The 18,777-nt window shown below is 62.1% G+C and carries 19 protein-coding genes; 4 read left to right on the plus strand and 15 right to left on the minus strand.

All coding sequences use genetic code 11. The annotated features are described in order from the left end of the window. Window positions 1–145: 145 nt before the first annotated feature. The 9 genes from era to rpoZ form a co-directional block, all read right to left on the minus strand. Window positions 146–1,072: a GTPase Era gene (gene era, locus NKH93_RS25635; protein ID WP_352501817.1), complete on the minus strand. Its 927-nt coding sequence runs from the start codon at window positions 1,070–1,072 to the stop codon at window positions 146–148. Then, window positions 1,069–1,794 carry a ribonuclease III gene (gene rnc, locus NKH93_RS25640; protein WP_352833209.1) on the minus strand — a complete coding sequence of 242 codons (726 nt, stop codon included), beginning with the start codon at window positions 1,792–1,794 and terminating at the stop codon, window positions 1,069–1,071. Before rnc ends, era begins: the two co-directional genes overlap by 4 nt. Before the next feature lie 4 nt (window positions 1,795–1,798). Beyond that, the gene (lepB, locus tag NKH93_RS25645; RefSeq protein ID WP_352471047.1) at window positions 1,799–2,548 is read right to left on the minus strand and encodes a signal peptidase I; all 750 of its coding nucleotides are present in this window, start codon (window positions 2,546–2,548) and stop codon (window positions 1,799–1,801) included. A 77-nt stretch (window positions 2,549–2,625) separates the two neighbouring features. Then, window positions 2,626–3,039 carry a holo-ACP synthase gene (gene acpS, locus NKH93_RS25650; RefSeq protein ID WP_352467214.1) on the minus strand — a complete coding sequence of 138 codons (414 nt, stop codon included), beginning with the start codon at window positions 3,037–3,039 and terminating at the stop codon, window positions 2,626–2,628. Beyond that, window positions 3,036–3,617 (minus strand): DUF2062 domain-containing protein, encoded by a 582-nt coding sequence (locus NKH93_RS25655; protein ID WP_023677769.1) that lies wholly within the window; start codon window positions 3,615–3,617, stop codon window positions 3,036–3,038. The genes acpS and NKH93_RS25655 overlap by 4 nt, the downstream gene beginning before the upstream one ends. 230 nt (window positions 3,618–3,847) lie before the next feature. After that, window positions 3,848–4,258: a VOC family protein gene (locus NKH93_RS25660; protein ID WP_352818285.1), complete on the minus strand. Its 411-nt coding sequence runs from the start codon at window positions 4,256–4,258 to the stop codon at window positions 3,848–3,850. A gap of 42 nt (window positions 4,259–4,300) precedes the next feature. Beyond that, on the minus strand, window positions 4,301–4,879 hold the full coding sequence (pyrE, locus tag NKH93_RS25665) for an orotate phosphoribosyltransferase (protein ID WP_352471045.1): 579 nt from the start codon (window positions 4,877–4,879) through the stop codon (window positions 4,301–4,303). 65 nt (window positions 4,880–4,944) lie between these two features. Beyond that, entirely contained in the window at window positions 4,945–7,173 is a 2,229-nt protein-coding gene (locus NKH93_RS25670) for a RelA/SpoT family protein (RefSeq protein WP_352972988.1), read from the minus strand. Window positions 7,174–7,284: 111 nt separating this feature from the next. Then, window positions 7,285–7,686, minus strand: coding sequence for a DNA-directed RNA polymerase subunit omega (gene rpoZ, locus NKH93_RS25675; RefSeq protein ID WP_023677773.1), 402 nt, complete (start codon window positions 7,684–7,686; stop codon window positions 7,285–7,287). 279 nt (window positions 7,687–7,965) lie between these two features. Here rpoZ and NKH93_RS25680 point away from each other — a divergent pair, with 279 nt between their 5' ends. Together NKH93_RS25680 and NKH93_RS25685 are read left to right on the plus strand one after the other, a co-directional pair. Beyond that, window positions 7,966–8,547 carry a LabA-like NYN domain-containing protein gene (locus tag NKH93_RS25680; protein ID WP_023677774.1) on the plus strand — a complete coding sequence of 194 codons (582 nt, stop codon included), beginning with the start codon at window positions 7,966–7,968 and terminating at the stop codon, window positions 8,545–8,547. Next, window positions 8,544–9,221 (plus strand): uracil-DNA glycosylase, encoded by a 678-nt coding sequence (locus tag NKH93_RS25685; RefSeq protein WP_245274739.1) that lies wholly within the window; start codon window positions 8,544–8,546, stop codon window positions 9,219–9,221. Before NKH93_RS25680 ends, NKH93_RS25685 begins: the two co-directional genes overlap by 4 nt. Window positions 9,222–9,251: 30 nt before the next feature. Here NKH93_RS25685 and NKH93_RS25690 read toward each other — a convergent pair whose 3' ends face one another. The 4 genes from NKH93_RS25690 to dapA all read right to left on the minus strand — a co-directional run bounded on the left by NKH93_RS25690 (window position 9,252) and on the right by dapA (window position 12,058). Further along, window positions 9,252–9,773, minus strand: a complete 522-nt coding sequence (locus NKH93_RS25690) for a hypothetical protein (RefSeq protein ID WP_352471043.1) — start codon at window positions 9,771–9,773, stop codon at window positions 9,252–9,254. 63 nt (window positions 9,774–9,836) lie between these two features. Further along, complete coding sequence (locus NKH93_RS25695) at window positions 9,837–10,565, minus strand: GH25 family lysozyme (RefSeq protein WP_352471042.1); 729 nt, start codon at window positions 10,563–10,565, stop codon at window positions 9,837–9,839. Between the two features lie 106 nt (window positions 10,566–10,671). After that, the gene (gene smpB / locus NKH93_RS25700; protein ID WP_023768487.1) at window positions 10,672–11,151 is read right to left on the minus strand and encodes an SsrA-binding protein SmpB; all 480 of its coding nucleotides are present in this window, start codon (window positions 11,149–11,151) and stop codon (window positions 10,672–10,674) included. Window positions 11,152–11,176: 25 nt separating this feature from the next. After that, window positions 11,177–12,058 carry a 4-hydroxy-tetrahydrodipicolinate synthase gene (dapA, locus tag NKH93_RS25705; protein ID WP_352540767.1) on the minus strand — a complete coding sequence of 294 codons (882 nt, stop codon included), beginning with the start codon at window positions 12,056–12,058 and terminating at the stop codon, window positions 11,177–11,179. Window positions 12,059–12,385: 327 nt separating this feature from the next. On the opposite strand from dapA, the gene NKH93_RS25710 reads away from it, so the two are divergent. Both NKH93_RS25710 and NKH93_RS25715 read left to right on the plus strand, forming a co-directional pair. Then, a complete protein-coding gene (locus NKH93_RS25710) occupies window positions 12,386–14,425 on the plus strand; it encodes a lytic transglycosylase domain-containing protein (protein WP_352471113.1) in 2,040 nt (679 codons plus the stop codon). A gap of 665 nt (window positions 14,426–15,090) precedes the next feature. Next, the gene (locus NKH93_RS25715; RefSeq protein WP_352973005.1) at window positions 15,091–15,978 is read left to right on the plus strand and encodes an alpha/beta fold hydrolase; all 888 of its coding nucleotides are present in this window, start codon (window positions 15,091–15,093) and stop codon (window positions 15,976–15,978) included. A gap of 315 nt (window positions 15,979–16,293) precedes the next feature. Here NKH93_RS25715 and NKH93_RS25720 read toward each other — a convergent pair whose 3' ends face one another. Together NKH93_RS25720 and NKH93_RS25725 are read right to left on the minus strand one after the other, a co-directional pair. After that, window positions 16,294–17,352, minus strand: coding sequence for a tyrosine-type recombinase/integrase (locus NKH93_RS25720; RefSeq protein WP_502896495.1), 1,059 nt, complete (start codon window positions 17,350–17,352; stop codon window positions 16,294–16,296). A gap of 238 nt (window positions 17,353–17,590) precedes the next feature. Beyond that, window positions 17,591–18,760 carry a porin gene (locus tag NKH93_RS25725; RefSeq protein WP_352922548.1) on the minus strand — a complete coding sequence of 390 codons (1,170 nt, stop codon included), beginning with the start codon at window positions 18,758–18,760 and terminating at the stop codon, window positions 17,591–17,593. Window positions 18,761–18,777: the final 17 nt, after the last annotated feature.

Raw genomic sequence — 18,777 nt, forward strand, 5'->3', positions numbered from 1 at the left:
GGGTCGACCCGACATGGCCGGCGCATGGTCTCCCGGAATGATTCGGTCGGCTGTTCAATATGCAAGTCGACCGATCGGGCAGCCCGGCGACCGCTCAGAAACCTGAGGCGGCCAACAGGCCGCTCTGCGGATCGCCCAAACAGGCTCAGTGCGGAAATTCGAGCCCCATTTCGCGGTAGCGCTCGGGGTCGTCACCCCAGTTCTCACGCACCTTGACGAACAGGAAGAGGTGCACCTTCTGTTCGAGTACGCCAGCTATTTCCATGCGTGCCGCCTGGCCGATGGCGCGGATCGTCTCGCCCTTATGGCCGAGCACGATCTTCTTCTGGCTGTCGCGCTCGACATAGATGGTCTGGTCGATGCGCACCGAGCCGTCCTTCTTCTCTTCCCATTTCTCCGTCTCGACATGGGAGGAATAGGGCAGTTCCTGATGCAGCCTGAGATAGAGCTTTTCGCGGGTGATCTCGGCGGCGAGCTGGCGCATCGGCAGGTCGGAGATCTGGTCTTCCGGGTAGTACCAGGGTCCGGCCGGCAGGGTCTCGGCGAGATAGTCGAGCAGGTCCTTGCAGCCGGATCCGGTCAGCGCCGAAACCATGAAGGTGCGCTTGAACGGCACCCTTTCGTTGGCTGCAGCCGACAATGCCAGCAGCGTCTCGTGCTTGACCCGATCGACTTTGTTGAGGATCAACACCATCGGCTGCCGAACATCCTTCAGCCGCTCGAGGATGGCGTCGGCATCGCCCCGGATGCCGCGCTCGGCGTCGATCAAGAGCAGCACGATATCGGCGTCCTTGGCGCCGCCCCACGCGGTCGTCACCATCGCCGTGTCCAGCCGGCGCTTCGGCTTGAATATGCCCGGCGTGTCGACGAAGACGATCTGCGCGTTGTTGTGGGTGGCAATGCCGCGCACGATCGCACGGGTGGTCTGCACCTTGTGCGTCACAATTGACACCTTGGCGCCGACCAATTGGTTGACCAGCGTCGATTTCCCCGCATTGGGCGCGCCGATCAGCGCGACGAAGCCGGAGCGGGTAGCGGGAGCTTCTGTTGCCGGAGCTTCGGTGGCGGTCATGCGGCACTCCCTTGATCGAGCCAGACGCCTTCCCGCTGCAGAAGTGCCGCGGCTGCAGCCTGCTCCGCCTCGCGCTTGGAGCGCCCGCTGCCGGTCGCCGGCGGATAGGCGCCGACCTTGACACTGACGGTGAACAGCGGATCGTGGTCCGGTCCCTCGCGGCTGTCGATTATGTAAACCGGCACTGCGCCTGCCGCCTGATGCGCCCATTCCTGCAGTTCGGTTTTCGCATCGCGACGGGCGGCGTCAATGGCTTGCGAGCGCGGCTGCCAGTATCTGTGGATGAAGGCACGGGCCGCTTCCAACCCTCCGTCGAGATAGAGCACGGCGATCAGCGATTCCAATGCATCGGCGCGCAGATTGACGCGCTTGCGCCCGTCGAGGCCGCGTACGTCCGAACCGGCGCGAACAAGTTCCGGCAGGCCGATCTCCTCGGCAATTTCCGCCAGGGCTTCAGCGTTGACCAGAGCGTTCAATCTCAGCGACAGCTCACCCTCGGCGGCGTCGGGAAATGCCGCCAGCAGCATATCGGCAACGACAAGGCCGAGAACGCGGTCGCCCAGGAATTCGAAACGTTCGTAGTCGATGCCGGCGTGACTGCCGCGAGCGCTGGCATGGGTCAGCGCCCGCTGCAGGCGCTGATGGTCGCCAAAACTGTGGCCGGTGCGCTCCCTGAGCGCCTCGGCGAGCCCATCGGCGGTCAGCCGTTTCGTCGCCGCCATGGCCCTAATTGACGAAATGGAACAGGCGCGAGGCGCGCATCAGTGACGGCCATTTCCAGATTTCGAGCGGGCTGGCGCTGCCGCCGATCGAGAAGAAAATGAGGTTGGCGCGGCCGACCAAATTCTCGTCCGGCACGAAGCCGACGGTGAAGCGGCTGTCCGACGAGTTGTCGCGATTGTCGCCCATCATGAAATAGTGACCGGGCGGCACCTTGAACTCTTTGGTATTGTCGCCGATCGAAGCCTGCGTCAGGTCGAGCGTGTCGTAGCTGACGCCGTTCGGCAGCGTCTCGCGATAGACATCGACCGGCCCGTTCTCCTCGGTGATGTCGCGGTTGTCGATCTGCCCGACCTTGACGCGCGGCACGCCCACGTCATTGATGAAGAGCTGGCCATCCTTGACCTGGATCTTGTCGCCCGGCAGGCCGACGACGCGCTTGATATAATCGACAGAAGGATCCGGCGGAAACTTGAACACCACCACGTCGCCGCGCTTCGGCTCTGAGCCCCAGATGCGGCCCGAAAAGATGTTCGGCCCGAACGGCAGTGAATAGCGGGAGAAGCCGTAGGACCACTTGGTGACGAAGAGATAGTCGCCTTCGAGCAAAGTCGGCCGCATCGACCCGGACGGGATCGAGAACGGCTGGAACAGGAGCGTGCGGATGACCAGCGCAAGCAGCAGGGCCTGGACTATGACGCTGACGGTTTCGCCAAGTCCGCCGGATTTCTTCTGGGTTTTTTCAGCCACGCTCATGTCGTCCTCGATTGTGCGTTGGATGGTATAGAGTCTCGGCGCGCGCTGGGCAACGTCATGCCGGTGGTCAGATGCAATCAATGTGGCGCTTCTTCGACCGGCAACGCTTCAATGATCACAAAGGCTTGAGCGAGCGGAAAATCATCGGTGATGGTGAGGTGGATCACCGCGCGGTGCCCTTCAGGCAGAATTTCGTCCAGCCGCGCTGCCGCCCCATTGGTCAGCGCCATGGTCGGCTTGCCGCTGGCCAGGTTGACGACCCCCATGTCGCGCCAGAACACACCCTGCGCCATACCGGTGCCCAATGCCTTGGCGCAAGCTTCCTTGGCAGCGAAACGCTTGGCGTAGGAGGCCGCACGCGCCGCGCGGTTTTCGGACCGCGCCTGTTCGATCTCGGTGTAGATGCGCTGGATGAAGCGTTGGCCATGGCGTTCCAGCGACTTCTCGATGCGTCTGATGTCGATGAGGTCGCTGCCAATACCGATAATCATTCGGCAGGAACTTCCGGCCCGGTTTTTCCAGCCTTTGCCGCTCTTTCGGCCAGCCGCTTGCGGCGCTGCTCGTGGAAAGTGACCATGCCCCAGCGGGTGATGCCGTAAAACAGCAGGCCGAAAACCAGGCCGAGCGGTATTGCGCCGATCGTCATCGGCTTCAGCACCGGTCCCCACAATTGCGCAAAGGAAAGATTATGCAGCATGTCGCCGAGATGCGCGGGCGGGCCATGCGCCGGCAGGTGTTCATGCAGGATCAGCTTGCCGACCTCCCAGGAGGCGGCCCATAGCAGTGGAAAGGTCAGGGGGTTGCCGAAGACCGTGCCGAGTGCTGCCGCGACCAGATTGCCGGCGATCAGCCAGCACAGGATGGCAGCAATGATGAAGTGAAAGCCAAGCGGGAAAAACGACGCGAATACGCCCGCCGCAACACCGGCGGCCACGGCATGCGGCGTGGCCCTAAGCCGCAGGATGCGTTTGGAGAAATACCGCAGCGAGCGCGAGAACGAGCGGCGCGGCCACAAATAAGTACGCACCCGCTCGAAAAAACCATCAGGCTTGCGCCGTCGAAAAAGCACTCTGTTCCTGTTCCTAGTTCCGTCGATGGCTTCACGCCGGCCTTTCCAGCCAGGCGCGACAGCCTATGCTGCGCTCTGCGGTCGCCGAAAAGCAACTACGACTTTGATATAGCGATGCGCTGGCCGAAGAACAACGAGGCCGAGGGCATCCGCTCGGTGGCCGGTCGCGCCAGCCTTGGGTATCGCCGTTCTGAACAGGGCATGATCGCGGCGAATTTAAGGAGCGTCACTCAGGATCGATATTCGCTGACCTCGACGAGGTTGCCGTCCGGATCGCGGAAATAGACCGACATCATCGCGCCCCGAGCGCCGACACGCTCGACCGGGCCGATCTCTATCACCACACCATTGGCGGCGAGGTTGGCACATATCTCGGCGAGCGGCCGGGCAGCAATCAAGCAGAAATCTCCGGAGCCCGGCGTCGGCGCCTTGGCCTTCGGCTCGAAGGTACGCCCGACCTGATGCACATTGATCTTCTGCATTCCAAACAGCAGCGCCGTTGGTCGGTCCGGCTCGTCGAGGCGCTTGAAGCCAAGCACGCGCTGATAGAAGGCGCAGGTATCGTCCACCGAACGAACCGTCAGCACGAAATGATCCATGCCGGCAATCACGGAAGCGCCTCTTGACTTGTTTTTATGCATGTCGTTGTCCCAAAACCGCCGCACACTTTTGGGCGACATGCATTAGATATTGCGGCTGCCGGGCTTGATCGCCGGTATGGCGGCGAGCTCGGGCGGCAGCCTGTCGGCCGGATAGGCCGGAACTTCATATTCGGCGAGCGCGATCAGCGGCACGCCGACATCGGTCTTGCCGGCCGAGCGGTCGATGATGCACGCAGCGGCAACGACATCGGCGCCAAGTGCGCGCAGACAGTCGATGGTCTCGCGGATCGACAGGCCGGTGGTGACGATGTCCTCGACAATGACGACGCGCGATCCCTTGGCGATCTCGAAGCGGCGCAGCCTGAATTCACCCCCTTCCCGCTCGACCCAGATCGCCGGCGCACCAAGATGGCGCGAGGTCTCATAGGCCGGGATCAGCCCGCCGATCGCCGGGCCGACGACGTAGTCGATCCTGCCGGGCACGTCAGTGCGGATCTTTTCGGCGAGCGCCTTGCACAAGCGCTCGGTCTTGTCGGCATGCATGAAAACACGCGCTTTCTGCAGAAAGACCGGGCTGCGCAGGCCCGACGTCAGGATGAAATGCCCTTCGAGCACGGCGCCGGCCTCGCGAAAAATACCCAGCACTTCATCGGTGTTCATCGTTCACTCCATGTCCATGGTGAATGGTGAATGGTAGTGAGAGCACCCTCTTCACTATTCACTATTCACCCATTCACGCGCCTTGCGTCACTGACGCTCGAATTGTCCTTTAGCTGCGACAGCAGCCGGTTCAAGTGCTTGAGGTCCCACACTTCGAGATCGATCAGCATTTCGGTGAAATCGGGCGCGGTGCGCACCATCGACAAAGTGTGGATGTTGGCGTCGTTGGATGCGACGACCTGTGCAATATCGGCCAGCGAACCCGGCGCGTTGATGGCGGTGACCGAGACGCGCGCCGGGAACCGCTCCTTGGTGCGCTCGTCAATGTCCCAGCGCACGTCGATCCAGCGCTCGGGCTGGTCGTCAAAGGCCTGCAGCGCCGGCGACTGGATCGGATAGATGGTGATACCGGTTCCCGGCTGCACGATGCCGACGATGCGATCGCCTGGCACTGCCCCCTCCGGCGCGAAGCGCACCGGCAGATCGCCGCGCACACCGCGGATCGGCACCGCGTCGTCGCGCGGCTGGTTCTTGTCCTTGCGTGCGGCGCGGCCCGGAATCTGGAACAGCATGCCGGCGGCGTTGCGGATCTTCGACCAGCCCTCCTCGCGCTGCTTGGGCGCTACCAGCGTGACACGCTCGTCCTTGTAGTCGGGAAACACCGCCTTCATGACATCGGTGGAGGCAACTTCGCCTCGGCCGACCGCGGCCAACACATCCTCGATGTCCTTGCGCGCCAGCCGGTGCAGCACCGGCTTCAGGCTTTCCTTGGTGAAGGTCTTGCCGGACCGTTCGAAGGCGCGCTCCAGAATGCGGATACCGAGACCTGAATATTGCTTGCGAATGGCGTTCTTGGTGGCGCGGCGGATGGCCGAGCGTGCCTTGCCGGTAACGACCACCGATTCCCACGCCGCCGGCGGGACCTGCGCCTTCGAGCGGATGATCTCGACCTCGTCGCCGTTCTTCAGCTCCGTCATCAGCGGCATGATGCGGCCATTGACCTTGGCACCGACGCAAGTGTCGCCGACGTCGGTGTGGACGGCATAGGCAAAGTCGATCGGCGTGGCGCCGCGCGGCAGCGCGATCAGCATGCCCTTCGGCGTGAAGCAGAATACCTGGTCCTGAAACAGTTCCAGCTTGGTGTTTTCGAGGAAGTCCTCGGGATTGTCGCCTTCGGCAAGCTGCTCGATGGTGCGCCGCAGCCAGGCATAGGCATTGGTTTCCTTCGAGATCGCATGGGCGGCACCATTCATCTTGCCACCGGTATCCTTATAGATCGAATGAGCAGCGACGCCGTATTCGGCGATCTTGTTCATTTGATAGGTGCGGATCTGCAATTCGACGCGCTGGCGCGACGGGCCGACGATGGTGGTGTGGATCGAGCGGTAGTCGTTCTGCTTCGGCGTGGAGATGTAGTCCTTGAAGCGGCCGGGCACCATCGACCAGGTGGTGTGGATGGCGCCGAGCGCCCGGTAGCAGTCGTCGACGGTATCGACGACGACGCGAAAGCCGAAGATGTCGGACAGCTGCTCGAAGGACAACGCCTTGGCTTCCATCTTGCGGAACACCGACCACGGCTTCTTCTGCCGGCTCTTGACCTCGGCCTTGATCGAATATTTGTCGAACAGCGCGGAGAGCGCCTTCTCGATCTCCGACAGCACGCCCTTGTTGCGCTCGAAGATTTCGGCCAGCCGTGCGGTGACGGCGCGGTAGGCTTCCGGATTGATGAAGCGGAAGGCAATCTCTTCCAGCTCCTCGCGCATGCCTTGCATGCCCATGCGGCCGGCCAGCGGCGCGTAGATGTCCATCGTCTCTTCGGCGATGCGCAGGCGCTTGGCTTCCGGCACATGGTCGAGCGTGCGCATATTGTGCAGGCGGTCGGCGAGCTTGACCAGAAGCACGCGCACGTCTTCCGAGATCGCCAGCAACAGCTTGCGCAGGTTCTCCGCCTGCTCGGCCTTCTTCGAGACGAGGTCGAGTTTCTTCAGCTTGGTCAGGCCCTCGACCAGCTTGCCCATTTCCGGGCCGAACAATTCGTCGATCTCGGCCCTGGTCGCCGTGGTGTCCTCGATCGTGTCGTGCAGCAAGGCAACGGCGATCGTCGCCTCGTCCATGTGCATTTCGGTGAGGATGGCGGCGACTTCGAGCGGATGCGAGAAATACGGGTCGCCGGAGGCGCGTTTCTGGTGGCCATGCTTCTGCATGGCGTAAACATAGGCCTTGTTGAGCAGCGCCTCGTTGACGTCAGGCTTGTAGCGCTGCACGCGCTCGACAAGCTCATACTGACGCATCATGGGCGGGATCTCGCAATGCTGAAATGAATCATGCGCCGCACTGGCGTACGGCGCATGTCATAGATAGCCACGAAACTGCCGACGCGAAAGTGTCGGCAGTTGTCGCTAAGATCAATAATCGTCGCTTTTTTCCGGCGGCACCAGGCCTTCGATGCCGGCCAACAGGTCTTCTTCGGTCATGCGATCGAAGGTGACGTTGTCCTCGGCGTCGTCGGCATCGGTGGCCGCAACGGCGCTGCCGGTCTGGTCGGCAATCGCCTCGCCATCGGCTTCCGGCTCGTCGACCTCGACATGCTTCTGCAGCGAATGGATGAGATCTTCCTTGAGGTCGTCCGGCGACAGCGTCTCTTCGGCGATTTCGCGGAGCGCAACGACCGGATTCTTGTCGTTGTCGCGCGGTACGGTGATCTGCGCGCCCTGGCTGATCTGACGGGCGCGGTGGCCGGCCAGGAGCACCAGCTCGAAGCGGTTGTCGACCTTGTCGATGCAATCTTCAACGGTTACGCGGGCCATGAGTTGCCCCTTTCATGCCTGGATTTGATGGAAAACAGGCGCGGTCCATAACCCGAACGCCGCCAAAATACAAGCTTTTATGGCGGTGCGCAGCTCTGACGCGGGCCGCCTGCGGCGACACAGCGCCGATCACAATTGCTTGCGGTGCGCCATGGTGCCTTGGATTGCCGTAAAACTGGCGTTATCTCGAACGATGAAGGCCAACAGGTCTATTATCAGACCGGCCGATAGTCGCCACGCATTTAGACGACCGCTTATTTCGAAAAAGGACATTTTTCCATGTTCGATCCTCGTGAAAAAATCGCTCTCTTTATCGACGGTGCCAATCTCTACGCCACCTCGCGCGCGCTGGGCTTTGACATCGATTACCGCAAACTTCTGGCGAGTTTCCAGAAACGCGGCTATCTGCTGCGCGCTTATTACTACACCGCGCTGGTCGAGGATCAGGAATACTCCTCGATACGGCCGCTGATCGACTGGCTTGACTATAACGGCTTCAAGGTGGTGACCAAACCGGCCAAGGAATTCACCGACTCGACCGGCCGGCGCAAGATCAAGGGCAATATGGATATCGAGCTGACCGTCGATGCGCTCGAACTTGCCGATGTCGTCGACCATTATGTCATCTTTTCGGGCGACGGCGATTTCCGCACGCTGGTCGAGGCGCTGCAGCGGCGCGGGCGCAAGGTGTCGATCGTCTCGACCATGGCTTCGCAGCCGCCGATGATCTCCGACGATCTGCGCCGCCAGGCCGACCATTTCATCGACTTGATGACGCTCAAGAATGAAGTCGGCCGCGACCCGTCGGAGCGGCCGGTGCGCCGGCCCGAACCGGCCGAAGTCGACGAGGAAGACTATTGACGGTCGTTGCCTTGACCGCTCCCCTGGTCGTCTCCCCCGAACCCGATCGCGATTGCCCGCTCTGCCCGCGGTTGCACGACTTCATCGCCGAGTGGCGGCGGCGCGAGCCGTCCTGGTTCAACGCGCCGGTGCCGACCTTTTTGCCGCCGGAAGGCGAGGACGCAGTGCGTCTGCTGATCGTCGGGCTGGCGCCTGGACTGCGCGGGGCGAACCGGACGGGGCGCCCCTTCACCGGCGATTTTGCCGGCGACCTGCTCTACAACACGCTGATCGCGCACGGCTTTGCGCGCGGCGAATTCAAAGCGCGACCGGATGACGGGCTGGAGCTTGTCGGTACGGCGATTACCAATGCGGTGCGCTGCGTGCCGCCGGACAACAAGCCGGTTGGCGCCGAGATAGCGACCTGCCGGACGTTCCTGGTGCCGACGATCGCGCGATTTCCAAATCTGCGCGCTGTGCTGGCGCTTGGCTCGATCGCGCACCAGTCGACCGTGCGGGCGCTCGGCCAACGCGTTGCCGCCTATCCGTTCCGGCATGGTGGGCAGCAGCAGGCCAATGGCATCACGCTGTTTTCCAGCTATCATTGCTCGCGCTACAACACCAATACCGGCGTGTTGACGGAAGCGATGTTCGTCAACGTCTTCAGTCAGATAGAAGCTTTTCTGAAGACATAGAGTCGGACGACGCCCGCCAGGGCACGAGCCCTAGATTCGGGCGATCGCGAACAACCAGGCCAGGAGATCCAGCAACCACAGAAACAGTGCAAGCTGCAGCGCGACGCGCAGGCGTTGGATGATCCGCCAATTGCTGGCCATGTCGGATTTGATGCGCAGCGCAAGCGCTCGGTGCATCCCGTCCAGGGTTGCGGGAGGGTGCTGATCAACGAAGTCCTGGAGCAGCTTCTCTGGATCGAAACGGAACGTATAGTTATAATACGGCCACACCATAATCGCGACCAGCAGCCCGATAAGAAAAAGCAATATCAGCGCCAGCCAGTCCCAGGGCCCCACGCCATCCAGGAGCGCCCTGCCTCCGAGGAGAGAACTCGCGAACGCGGTTGCGAAGATCAGATTGCCGGCGCGCGTATTGAGACTTTCAACCACGCCCTGCTGGTGCTGGAGGCCACGCACCGCCTCCGCATAGACAAATGCCAGGCGGGGGTCGCCGCCGTCCGTCGCAGCAGGCGGGGCGTTGCTGTCATTGGTTGATGAAGGGCGCTCCGGCATCAAATGTACTTAGCACGGCGCCGCCTGCGATATGAGAGGGTGTTTTGGTGGACGGGAATAGCATCAATCCGACGCTGTCGTTTCAGGCGCTGCGGCAAACAATGCGGCCAGCGTCGCAGGTCCGCCCTGGAGAACATTCAGGTCGACGTCGCCGCTGATGCCGTCGACGCGGCCCCGGTTGTGATACTGCCAGTAGATCCAGTTGTCATGGCCCGGCCGCAGCGCCAGCGAACGCAGCCAGCGCGGGCGGCTGGCTAGCTGCCCGGCATAGGCTTGCGCCACCTCGTCGGTCACATAGAGGATCGCCGTCTTGCCGAACGCCGCCTCGACCGGGCCGAGGAAGGCGGAGAGTTCGGCGCTCAGCTGTTCGGGAGTTGGCCGCTGCGGGCAATTGCCGCCGAACTCGATGTCTACCACCGGCGGCAGCAAAGGCTGATTGTGCGGCACCACCGAGATGAAGTTGCGTGCCTGATCCGCACCCGATCTGCAGAAGGTGAAGAAATGATAGGCACCGACGGCAAGACCGGCGGCGCGGGCCGCGCGCAAATTGGCGGCGAAGGCATCGTCGACATGATCGCCGCCTTCCGTCGCCTTGATCACGGCGAAGGCGACATCGTCGGCGGCAACACGCCGCCAGTCGATCTGCCGCTGATGATGGGAGACGTCGATGCCCCTGACCGGATATTTGCGGCGGTCCGGAGAAAACGTCTGGAAGTAGGTATAGCCGCCGGCCAGAACGAGGCCCGCCACGAGCAGACCGGCCGCGCCCCATAAGACGATCCGGTTTTTCAAACGAGACCTATCCCTTTTGGTCCGCCCTGCCCGCCGCTAAGGCTCCGGGCGTTCGTCGCTCGAAAAGCCAAATCGCTGGCTTTTCCTCCGCTTCGCGGACCGCTCCTCACCCTCGCTCCTTCAGCAGCCGGCCCTTCTCGCGCGACCAGTCGCGCTGCTTTTCGGTCTCGCGCTTGTCGTGCAGCTTCTTGCCGCGGCCAACGGCGAGCAGCAGCTTGGCACGGCCTTGGTCGTTGAAGTAGATCTTCAGCGGCACCAGCGTCATGCCTTCGCGGTCGACGCTTTGCGCCAGCTTTGCCATCTCGCGCTTGTTGAGCAGCAGTTTGCGGCGGCGGCGCGGCTCATGGTTGAAGCGGTTGGCCTGCAGATACTCCGGCAAATAAGAGTTGATCAGCCAGATCTCGCCGCCCTCGACCGAGGCGTAGCTGTCCTGGATATTGGCCTGGCCCTGGCGCAGCGATTTCACTTCCGTACCGGTCAGCACCAGGCCGGCCTCGATCGTGTCGAGCACCTCATAGGAAAACCGCGCCTTGCGGTTTTCCGCAACGGTCTTGTTGTTGGGATCGGCTTTTCTGACTTGATTCATGATGCGGAGAGGTGGCGCCTCATCCCTAGTTTATCAAGCCGGCGTGCTTCATCGCCGCGTCGATCTTCTCGGCGGTCGACGGCTCGACCGTCATTAGCGGCGAGCGCAGCACGTTCTCGACCTTGCCCAGCTTCGACAGCGCATATTTCGCGCCGGAAACGCCGGGCTCCATGAAAATCGCCTTGTGCAGCGGCAACAGACGGTCCTGCAGGTCGAGCGCCTTGGCGCTGTCGCCGGAAAGCGTTGCCTCCTGGAATTCAGCGCAAAGCCTGGGTGCGACATTTGCCGTCACAGAAATACAGCCGACGCCGCCATGCGCGTTGAAGCCGAGCGCCGAGGCGTCTTCGCCGGAGAGCTGGATGAAATCCTTGCCACAGGTGGCGCGCTGCTCCGAAACCCGCTCGACCTTGCCGGTGGCATCCTTGACGCCGACGATGTTCTTGAAGTCATGCACCAACTGGCCCATCGTCTCGGGGCTCATGTCGACCACCGAGCGCGGCGGAATGTTGTAGATGATGATCGGCAGACTGGTTGCCTTGGCGACGGCGGCGAAATGCGCATAGAGGCCGCGCTGTGTCGGTCTGTTGTAATAGGGCGTGACGACAAGGGCCGCGTCGGCACCCGCCTTCTCGGCATACTGGACCAGGCCGACCGCCTCTTCGGTGTTGTTGGAGCCGGCGCCGGCGACGACCGGAACCCGGCCCTTGGCGACCTCGATGCAAACCTTGACGACTTGGCGGTGCTCGTCATGCGACAGCGTCGGCGACTCGCCGGTGGTGCCGACCGGGACCACGCCCGTCGTGCCTTCGGCGATCTGCCAGGTGATGAACGCGCGAAAGGCTTTCTCGTCGAAACGGCCGCTCTTTTCGAACGGTGTGACGAGCGCGGTCAGCGAGCCTCTTAGCATGTCGTCCAACTCCTTGGGACTAGCGCATGACCCCGAAAATCGCAGTCGATTTCGGAAAGGGTTATGCGCCAAATTTAAATTGCTACAACGTCCTTTGCGCGTCTGAGAAGACCCGCGGCGCTGTAGGTGTTTGTCGTGCGCGCCTTCTAGCCGAAAGCGAAGCGGCGCACCATAGTCTCGACATTGTTGCGCGGCAAGCATTGCGCCAGCAATTGCAATTCGAACGACCTCGATAAGGTTTTCTTTACGGGCCCTTCATCACAGACGAATAGGCTGCAGTTCATCTGTGCCAGTGGTAGCATCGAAGAATAGGAAATGACCAAATCCATGCCGACCAGGCGGCCTCATCTTTTCGCGCTTCTCGGCGCGATCGTTGTGCTGGTCCCCGGCGCGGCGATCGGCGGCAGCGTCGATGGGCAGGTCACGTCGGCGATCCCGATGACGGAGCCGCAGAACGATGCACTGCAGCAGTCCCCTTCGCCATCCGCCAGCGTCGCGGCGCTGAAGAGCGGTCTCGATGCGCTTGCGGCAAACGACATTCAGCGCGCGCGCCAGGTGCGCGAAGCGCTGCCGGCCAAATCGCTCGATCGGCACATCCTTGCCTGGGCGATTGCGCTCTATGGCGGCGACCAGGTGCCGAGCGGCGACATCGCCGATGCCGCGAAGATGCTGCCGAACTGGCCGGGCACGATCGCCTTGCGCAAGAACAGCGAGCGCGCGCTCTATCGCGAGAACCCCGCGCCACAGGTCGTGGTGCGGGCGTTCGACGGCAGCCAGCCGCTGACCTTCGAGGGCGTGGTGATCCTTGCGCGCTCCTATGTAGCGCTAGGCAATACCAAGGCGGCGCGCTCGGTGCTGTCGCCATTCTGGCGCACCGAAAAGCTCGAAGCCGGGGACGAGGCGGCGGTCATCCGCGAGTTCGGCGCGCTGATCCCGGCCGCCGACCATCGCTTCCGCATGGAGCGCATGTTTTATGCCGACCGGGTCGCTTCGGCGCTACGCGTCGCCGGTCTCGCCGGCGCCCAGCAATTGGCCGACGCCTGGGCGGCGGTCAGCAAGGGCGACAAGAACGCGGCCAAGCTGCTGAAGGCGGTGCCGGCAGCGCAGCGGGCGGTCGGCTATCTCTTTGCCGAAGCCGAATATCTGCGCAAGCAACAGAAATTTTCCGACGCAGCCGCGCTGGTGATGAAGGCGCCGGGCGATCGTGACGCTCTGGTCGATGCGGACGCCTGGTGGGTCGAACGCCGGGTGCTGTCGCGCGAGCTGGTCGACCAGGGCGACATGAAGACCGCCTACAGAATAGTCGCCGCGCATGCCGCCGAAAGTCCCGCCAATGCCGCCGAGGCGGAATTCCATGCAGGCTGGTACGCGTTGCGCGGCCTCAACGACCCGAGCACCGCCGCCAAGCATTTTGCGCAAATCGCGGAGCTCGCCCAAGGGCCGATGTCGCTGTCGCGCGCCTATTACTGGCTCGGCCGTGCCGCCGAAGTCGGCGGGCCCGGCAATGCCAAGGATTTTTTCAGCCGTGCCGCTAGCTACGGCACGACCTTTTACGGCCAGCTCGCCGGCGAGCGTGTCGGCCGGCAGACCCTCAATATCGTCTACCCCCAGCCAAGTGCCGCCGACCGCCGGAATTTTACCACCCGCGAGGCGGTCAGCGCCATCGAGCGGCTGCAGCAGGCAGGCTATGACCGCTATGCCGAAACCCTCTACCGCGACCTTGCCGGGCAGCTGAACAGCCCCGGCGAACTGGCGCTGCTTGCGGTGTTGGCGGAAAGACAAGGCAACCATTTCATGGCGCTGAAGGTCGGCAAGATCGCCGGCGCCCGCGGCATCGACGTAGGCGCGCTGTCGCATCCGCTCGGCGTCATTCCCGACACCGCCAACGTCTCCGGCTCGGGCAAGGCGCTGGCCTATGCGATTGCCCGGCAGGAAAGCGAGTTCAACATCGGCGCCGTCTCCAGCGCCGGCGCGCGCGGACTGCTGCAGCTGATGCCAGGCACGGCCAAGCAATTGGCGAAGAAGGCCGGCATGACTTTCTCGCAGGCGCGGCTGACCACCGATGCCGGCTACAATGCAACGCTGGGCGCCGCCTTTCTGGGCGAGCAGCTCGGCCGTTTCGACGGCTCCTACGTGCTGACCTTCGCCGGCTACAATGCCGGCCCCGCCCGCGCCGCCCAGTGGGTGACGAAATACGGCGATCCGCGCGGCAAGGACGTCGACGCCGTCGTCGACTGGATAGAGCGGATTCCCTATACGGAAACAAGAAGTTACGTTCAGCGCGTGATGGAGAATTACGAGGTCTACAAGATGCGTATCTCCGGCAAATACGACATTGTCGGGGACTTGGTGAACGGCCGGGGGTGACGACCGGGCTTCAAACCGAGTCAGGCTACGAAGGAACGCGAATTTGTCGGTCACGGCGTATTTTGTTCTTGCTTTGTGCCGGCAGCTATGCTACTAATTTCGGTGTGGTGCTAATTGGCTCGAACGACCCGCCCACCGAGGCGGGTTTTTTGTTTCTGGCTATGAAGGTTCCGGACGTGGAGTTGGCGGGACAGCGGCCCGCTCTGTCCTGCCCTCCTTGCCAATCACCAGACATCTCCCCAAGCGCAGGGCAATCGCAGTTGGATTCTTACGAAGATGGACCCCCACCCTAACCCTGCCCACAAGGGGGAGGGAATGCTGCCGCGCGCCCTTACTTCCCCTTTTGGCGCCGAAAGGCAGGCAATTTGCCGAGGTCAGCGCCAACGGAAGTCTCCCTCCCCCCTTGTGGGGAGGGGTTAGGGGTGGGGGTCCGTCGTAGAGCGAAAGCCTCGACTTTCCATCTGCAATAGCCCTGCCCCCAAGTGGGAGATCGGCAGCTTCGGGGACAGTGCCTTTCTGCATCCTACGAAACCTGGCGAAAGCGACTATGGCAGCCAATCTTCCCGTTGAGGGACCTCCAACGCCGGCGCCTTCCCTATTTGACCTTACCTGCCCCTCGCCTGTAGCAATCGAAGCGATCCGGCGGTGAGAGGAACGGAGTCTACATGCCAATCGAGCAGGGTTTTTCCGATTTCTTCTACGCCGCGCCGGACGGGCTGTGCCTGCACGCCCGCATCTACGGCGAAGCGAATTCCGGCCGCTGGCCAGTCGTTTGTCTGCCTGGCCTGACCCGCAATTGCCGTGATTTTCACGATTTGGCGCTTTATCTATCGACGCAGGCGAGGCGTAGGGTTGTCGCCTTCGATTATCGCGGGCGCGGGCAGTCCGCCTACGATGCCGATATCGGCCATTACAATGTCGGTATCGAAGCGGGCGATATTCTCGCCGGGCTGGCGGCGCTGAGCATCGAGGAGGCTGCCTTCATTGGGACGTCGCGCGGCGGACTGATCATCCATGTGCTCGGGGCGATGCGGCCGGCCGTGCTGAAGGCCATCGTCCTCAACGACATCGGCCCGGTGATCGAGGCGCAAGGTCTCGCCCATATCCGCTCCTATCTCGACCCCGCACCCAGGCCAACGGCGTACGCGGAGGTGGTCCGCGGCCTGCGCGGCACCCATGGCGCGGATTTTTCGACGCTGACCGATGCGGATTGGGAGCGGATGGCATCAGCCCTCTACCGCGAGACCGAGGAGGGATTTCTGCCCGATTTCGATCCGAAACTGGTCGAGACGCTGGCGGGGCTCGATCCCAGCCGGCCGCTGCCAGATCTGTGGCCACAGTTCGACGCACTGGCGGCCATCCCGATGCTCGTCATACGCGGCGCCAATTCGAAGCTGCTGTCCGCTGAAACGCTCGAGCAGATGCGGACGCGCCATACCGATATCGAGACGATCACCGCCGACGGCCAGGGGCATGCACCGTTTTTGGACTCCGGGATCCTGCCGAGCAGGATCGCCAGTTTTCTTGACCGGGCGGAGCAGCGGGGTGGTTAGAAGTAAAGCTCGACCGAGCGAAGTAATTCACGCGCAAGTTTTGCGTCGGTCAAAGCATTCCGGCGGCCGTTGACAGTTCCGTTGGAATTAGCGGTGAAATAATTTTATCGATGTCGGCGCTGCCCCTCATCCGCCTGCCGGCACCTTCTCCCCGTATGGCGACGGGGAGAAGGGAGGTATCTGCAACGCTGGGGATTAGCGAAATCTTTCGCAAGAGCGCCTTTCTCCCCGTCGCTATACGGGGAGAAATGCCCCGCAGGGCAATGAGGGGCAGCGCAACCCTGAGCGGCTGGCTGATATCTCACGTCAGATCCGTCAGGATTTGGCGCTTCTCTTCGCTGGCTTTGGGGCCTTGCTTGCGGCCGGCTCGCCTTTTGGCCCTCGCCTTGCCGGAGGTGGAGCAGACAAAGCGCTTGCGCCGCCACTGTCCGCGCCACTGCACCGCGGCGTCTCCAGCACAGTGACGCAGCCATCGAGGTCGTTGGTGGCCAGATGCGCGTAGCGCATGGTCATCGACAGCGTCTGGTGGCCGAGCCACATCTGCACACGCCTGATATCGATGCCGCCCTGGACCAGACGCGAGGCACAAGTATGGCGCAATATATGCGGCACGACCTGATCGTCGGCGCCAAGCCCGACCTCGGCCTTGGCATCGTTCCAGATGGCGCGAAACTGCGCCTGGCTGAGCTTGGTGAACGGGCCTTTGGGCCGGCGGCCCTCGGTGGCCGGCAGCTTGATCACCTCTTTTACCCGCTCGGTCATCGGAATGGTGCGGCTGCGGCCGGATTTGGTGATCCAGAAACTGACGCGGTGCTCCTGGATATCGTTCCAGATCAAACCCAGCGCTTCGCCGAGGCGGCAACCGGTGTCGACGAGAAAGACGGAAAGCCGATAAGCGTCCTCGCTGCGGCTCTTGATGGCGGCGAACAGCCTGGCTTCCTCGTCCCTTTCGAGGAAACGAATCCGTCCCGCCCGCTCCTTCTGGCGACGGAACTCGGGCAGGCTGTGGATATCTCCCATCTTGTGAGCCTTGCGCAGCAGTTTGCTGAGGGCAGCCATCTTCCGGTTGATGGTTGCGTTGCTGTTGCCGCGCTGGCGCAAGGTGCCGATAAGATTGTCGAGGGTGCTTTGGTCAAAGGCGCTGAAACGCTCCCCAAGGAGGATCTCGTCTATTTCGCCGATGAAGGAGCTGACATTGTATTTGTGCCGCCCGTCATCCCAAAGTATGTCCCGGTATGCTGAAAACAGTTCTCCGATCCTGTGCGACTTTACTTCTCGTATCTTGTTATAACTGTATTTTATCTTGGCAGTTTGAGAAGAAAACATCAAAAAATGATCAGAGGTTCCTCCCTCTTGAATCGCATCGTTCGTCATTATTCGCCACACCCCCGAGTGGATAGGCCTAGACCTACCTGCTTGGCGGTGCCCTTTCAAGAGTTTTAAGCGCTGCGGCCGATTTCATCCACCAGTGGCGGATCCCAACGACATCGTTCCACAACCCTGTTCAGCTACCGAACCCCCTTTTCCTTCTGTTTGCTACCAGTCGCGAAAACAAAAACAGCCCGGGCGTTAAAGCGCCCGGGCTGGATTTCATTTGCCTTAAGTCCAGCCCTTAGAACGAGCGCTGGAAGCGGAGGAAGCCGCCAACGGCGTTTTTCTTGTCGCCCGGGATGCCGGTCCAGTTGTATTCATAACCGGGCAGCGAGTCGCTATCGATGTGGTGGCTGTTATGAGCCCAGTCCACTTCGGCCGTGATCGTCATGCCGGGAACGATGTCGTAGGCGATATTGGCAGCGACACCAGCTTCCTTGGCTTCGTCATACGACGCCTGCAGGTTGAACGAGGTCTTCTCGTTGATGGTGTAGGTACCACCACCCCAGACTGCCCAGTTGCCGCCCCACTGCTTGTAGAAGTTGCGCGGGACATTGTCGTCAGAGCCGTAGCCGGCCATCAAGAACAGCGCCAGATTCTGCATCGGCGTGACGTCGAGGCGAATCTTGCCGGCCCACTCTTCCAGGCTGCTGTCATAGGCAACAACACCGCTGATGGAGCCCCAGCCCTGCGTGTACTTCACGCCGCCGACGACATACGGGACATAGCTGTCGATCGAGTCGTGACCGAGGCCGCTGAAGTCGAAATTAACGAAGCCTTCACCGGTTTCCAAGGAGGCCACCGCCGAGAAGCCGTTGCCGGCATCGAAGTAATACTGGACGACGTTGGTATCGAAGCCGCCGTAGGGAACGATCGTATCCTGGATAACATTGCCGGCGTAGCCGGTGAACGTGTTGAAGGCTGTTTCGTCCTTACCGACGCGGAGACCGCCGAGCTGGATCCAGGCGAAGTTCAGCGAAACGCCTCTGCTGCCAAAGTCGGAATAGCCACTAGCGTAACCGGTTCCCCAGTTAAACCGGGTCTCGGTGTAGGTCTTCAAGGTGCCCATCTCGGTTTCCTGGCCGGTGTAGGTCCTCAGCGTGAAGCGAGCCTGCTTGTAGTAGCCGTCGTTGGTGCTGGGATCGCCATTTATACCATCCAACAGGTCCTGGTACCTGGCGCCGTCGAACGAGCCTTGCTGGCCAACGCTGATGTCATAGCGGACGTAGCCGCCGATGCGCAGGCAGATTTCGGTGCCGGGGATGTAGTAGTAACCAGCGCCGTAGACGTCGCAAATCTTGACGTATTCAGCGGGTTCCGGCTCGGCGACGACGACGGCGTCGGCGGCGCGCGCACCGGAAACTGCGATCAGTGCCGCAGCGGAGCCGAGAAGAAGGCTCTTGATGTTCATTTTCTGACCTCCAGTCA

The organism is Mesorhizobium sp. M0954 (genome assembly GCF_040319155.1).
In the GTDB taxonomy this organism is placed as follows: Bacteria; Pseudomonadota; Alphaproteobacteria; order Rhizobiales; family Rhizobiaceae; genus Mesorhizobium.

Bases quoted from the DNA above. Each gene is read 5' to 3' on its own strand.
- era (WP_352501817.1), bottom strand. From the start codon at position 1,072: ATGACCGCCACCGAAGCTCCGGCAACAGAAGCTCCCGCTACCCGCTCC.
- rnc (WP_352833209.1), bottom strand. From the start codon at position 1,794: ATGGCGGCGACGAAACGGCTGACCGCCGATGGGCTCGCCGAGGCGCTC.
- lepB (WP_352471047.1), bottom strand. From the start codon at position 2,548: ATGAGCGTGGCTGAAAAAACCCAGAAGAAATCCGGCGGACTTGGCGAA.
- acpS (WP_352467214.1), bottom strand. From the start codon at position 3,039: ATGATTATCGGTATTGGCAGCGACCTCATCGACATCAGACGCATCGAG.
- NKH93_RS25660 (WP_352818285.1), bottom strand. From the start codon at position 4,258: ATGCATAAAAACAAGTCAAGAGGCGCTTCCGTGATTGCCGGCATGGAT.
- pyrE (WP_352471045.1), bottom strand. From the start codon at position 4,879: ATGAACACCGATGAAGTGCTGGGTATTTTTCGCGAGGCCGGCGCCGTG.
- NKH93_RS25670 (WP_352972988.1), bottom strand. From the start codon at position 7,173: ATGATGCGTCAGTATGAGCTTGTCGAGCGCGTGCAGCGCTACAAGCCT.
- rpoZ (WP_023677773.1), bottom strand. From the start codon at position 7,686: ATGGCCCGCGTAACCGTTGAAGATTGCATCGACAAGGTCGACAACCGC.
- NKH93_RS25680 (WP_023677774.1), top strand. From the start codon at position 7,966: ATGTTCGATCCTCGTGAAAAAATCGCTCTCTTTATCGACGGTGCCAAT.
- NKH93_RS25690 (WP_352471043.1), bottom strand. From the start codon at position 9,773: ATGCCGGAGCGCCCTTCATCAACCAATGACAGCAACGCCCCGCCTGCT.
- smpB (WP_023768487.1), bottom strand. From the start codon at position 11,151: ATGAATCAAGTCAGAAAAGCCGATCCCAACAACAAGACCGTTGCGGAA.
- dapA (WP_352540767.1), bottom strand. From the start codon at position 12,058: ATGCTAAGAGGCTCGCTGACCGCGCTCGTCACACCGTTCGAAAAGAGC.
- NKH93_RS25710 (WP_352471113.1), top strand. From the start codon at position 12,386: ATGCCGACCAGGCGGCCTCATCTTTTCGCGCTTCTCGGCGCGATCGTT.
- NKH93_RS25715 (WP_352973005.1), top strand. From the start codon at position 15,091: ATGCCAATCGAGCAGGGTTTTTCCGATTTCTTCTACGCCGCGCCGGAC.
- NKH93_RS25720 (WP_502896495.1), bottom strand. From the start codon at position 17,352: ATGACGAACGATGCGATTCAAGAGGGAGGAACCTCTGATCATTTTTTG.
- NKH93_RS25725 (WP_352922548.1), bottom strand. From the start codon at position 18,760: ATGAACATCAAGAGCCTTCTTCTCGGCTCCGCTGCGGCACTGATCGCA.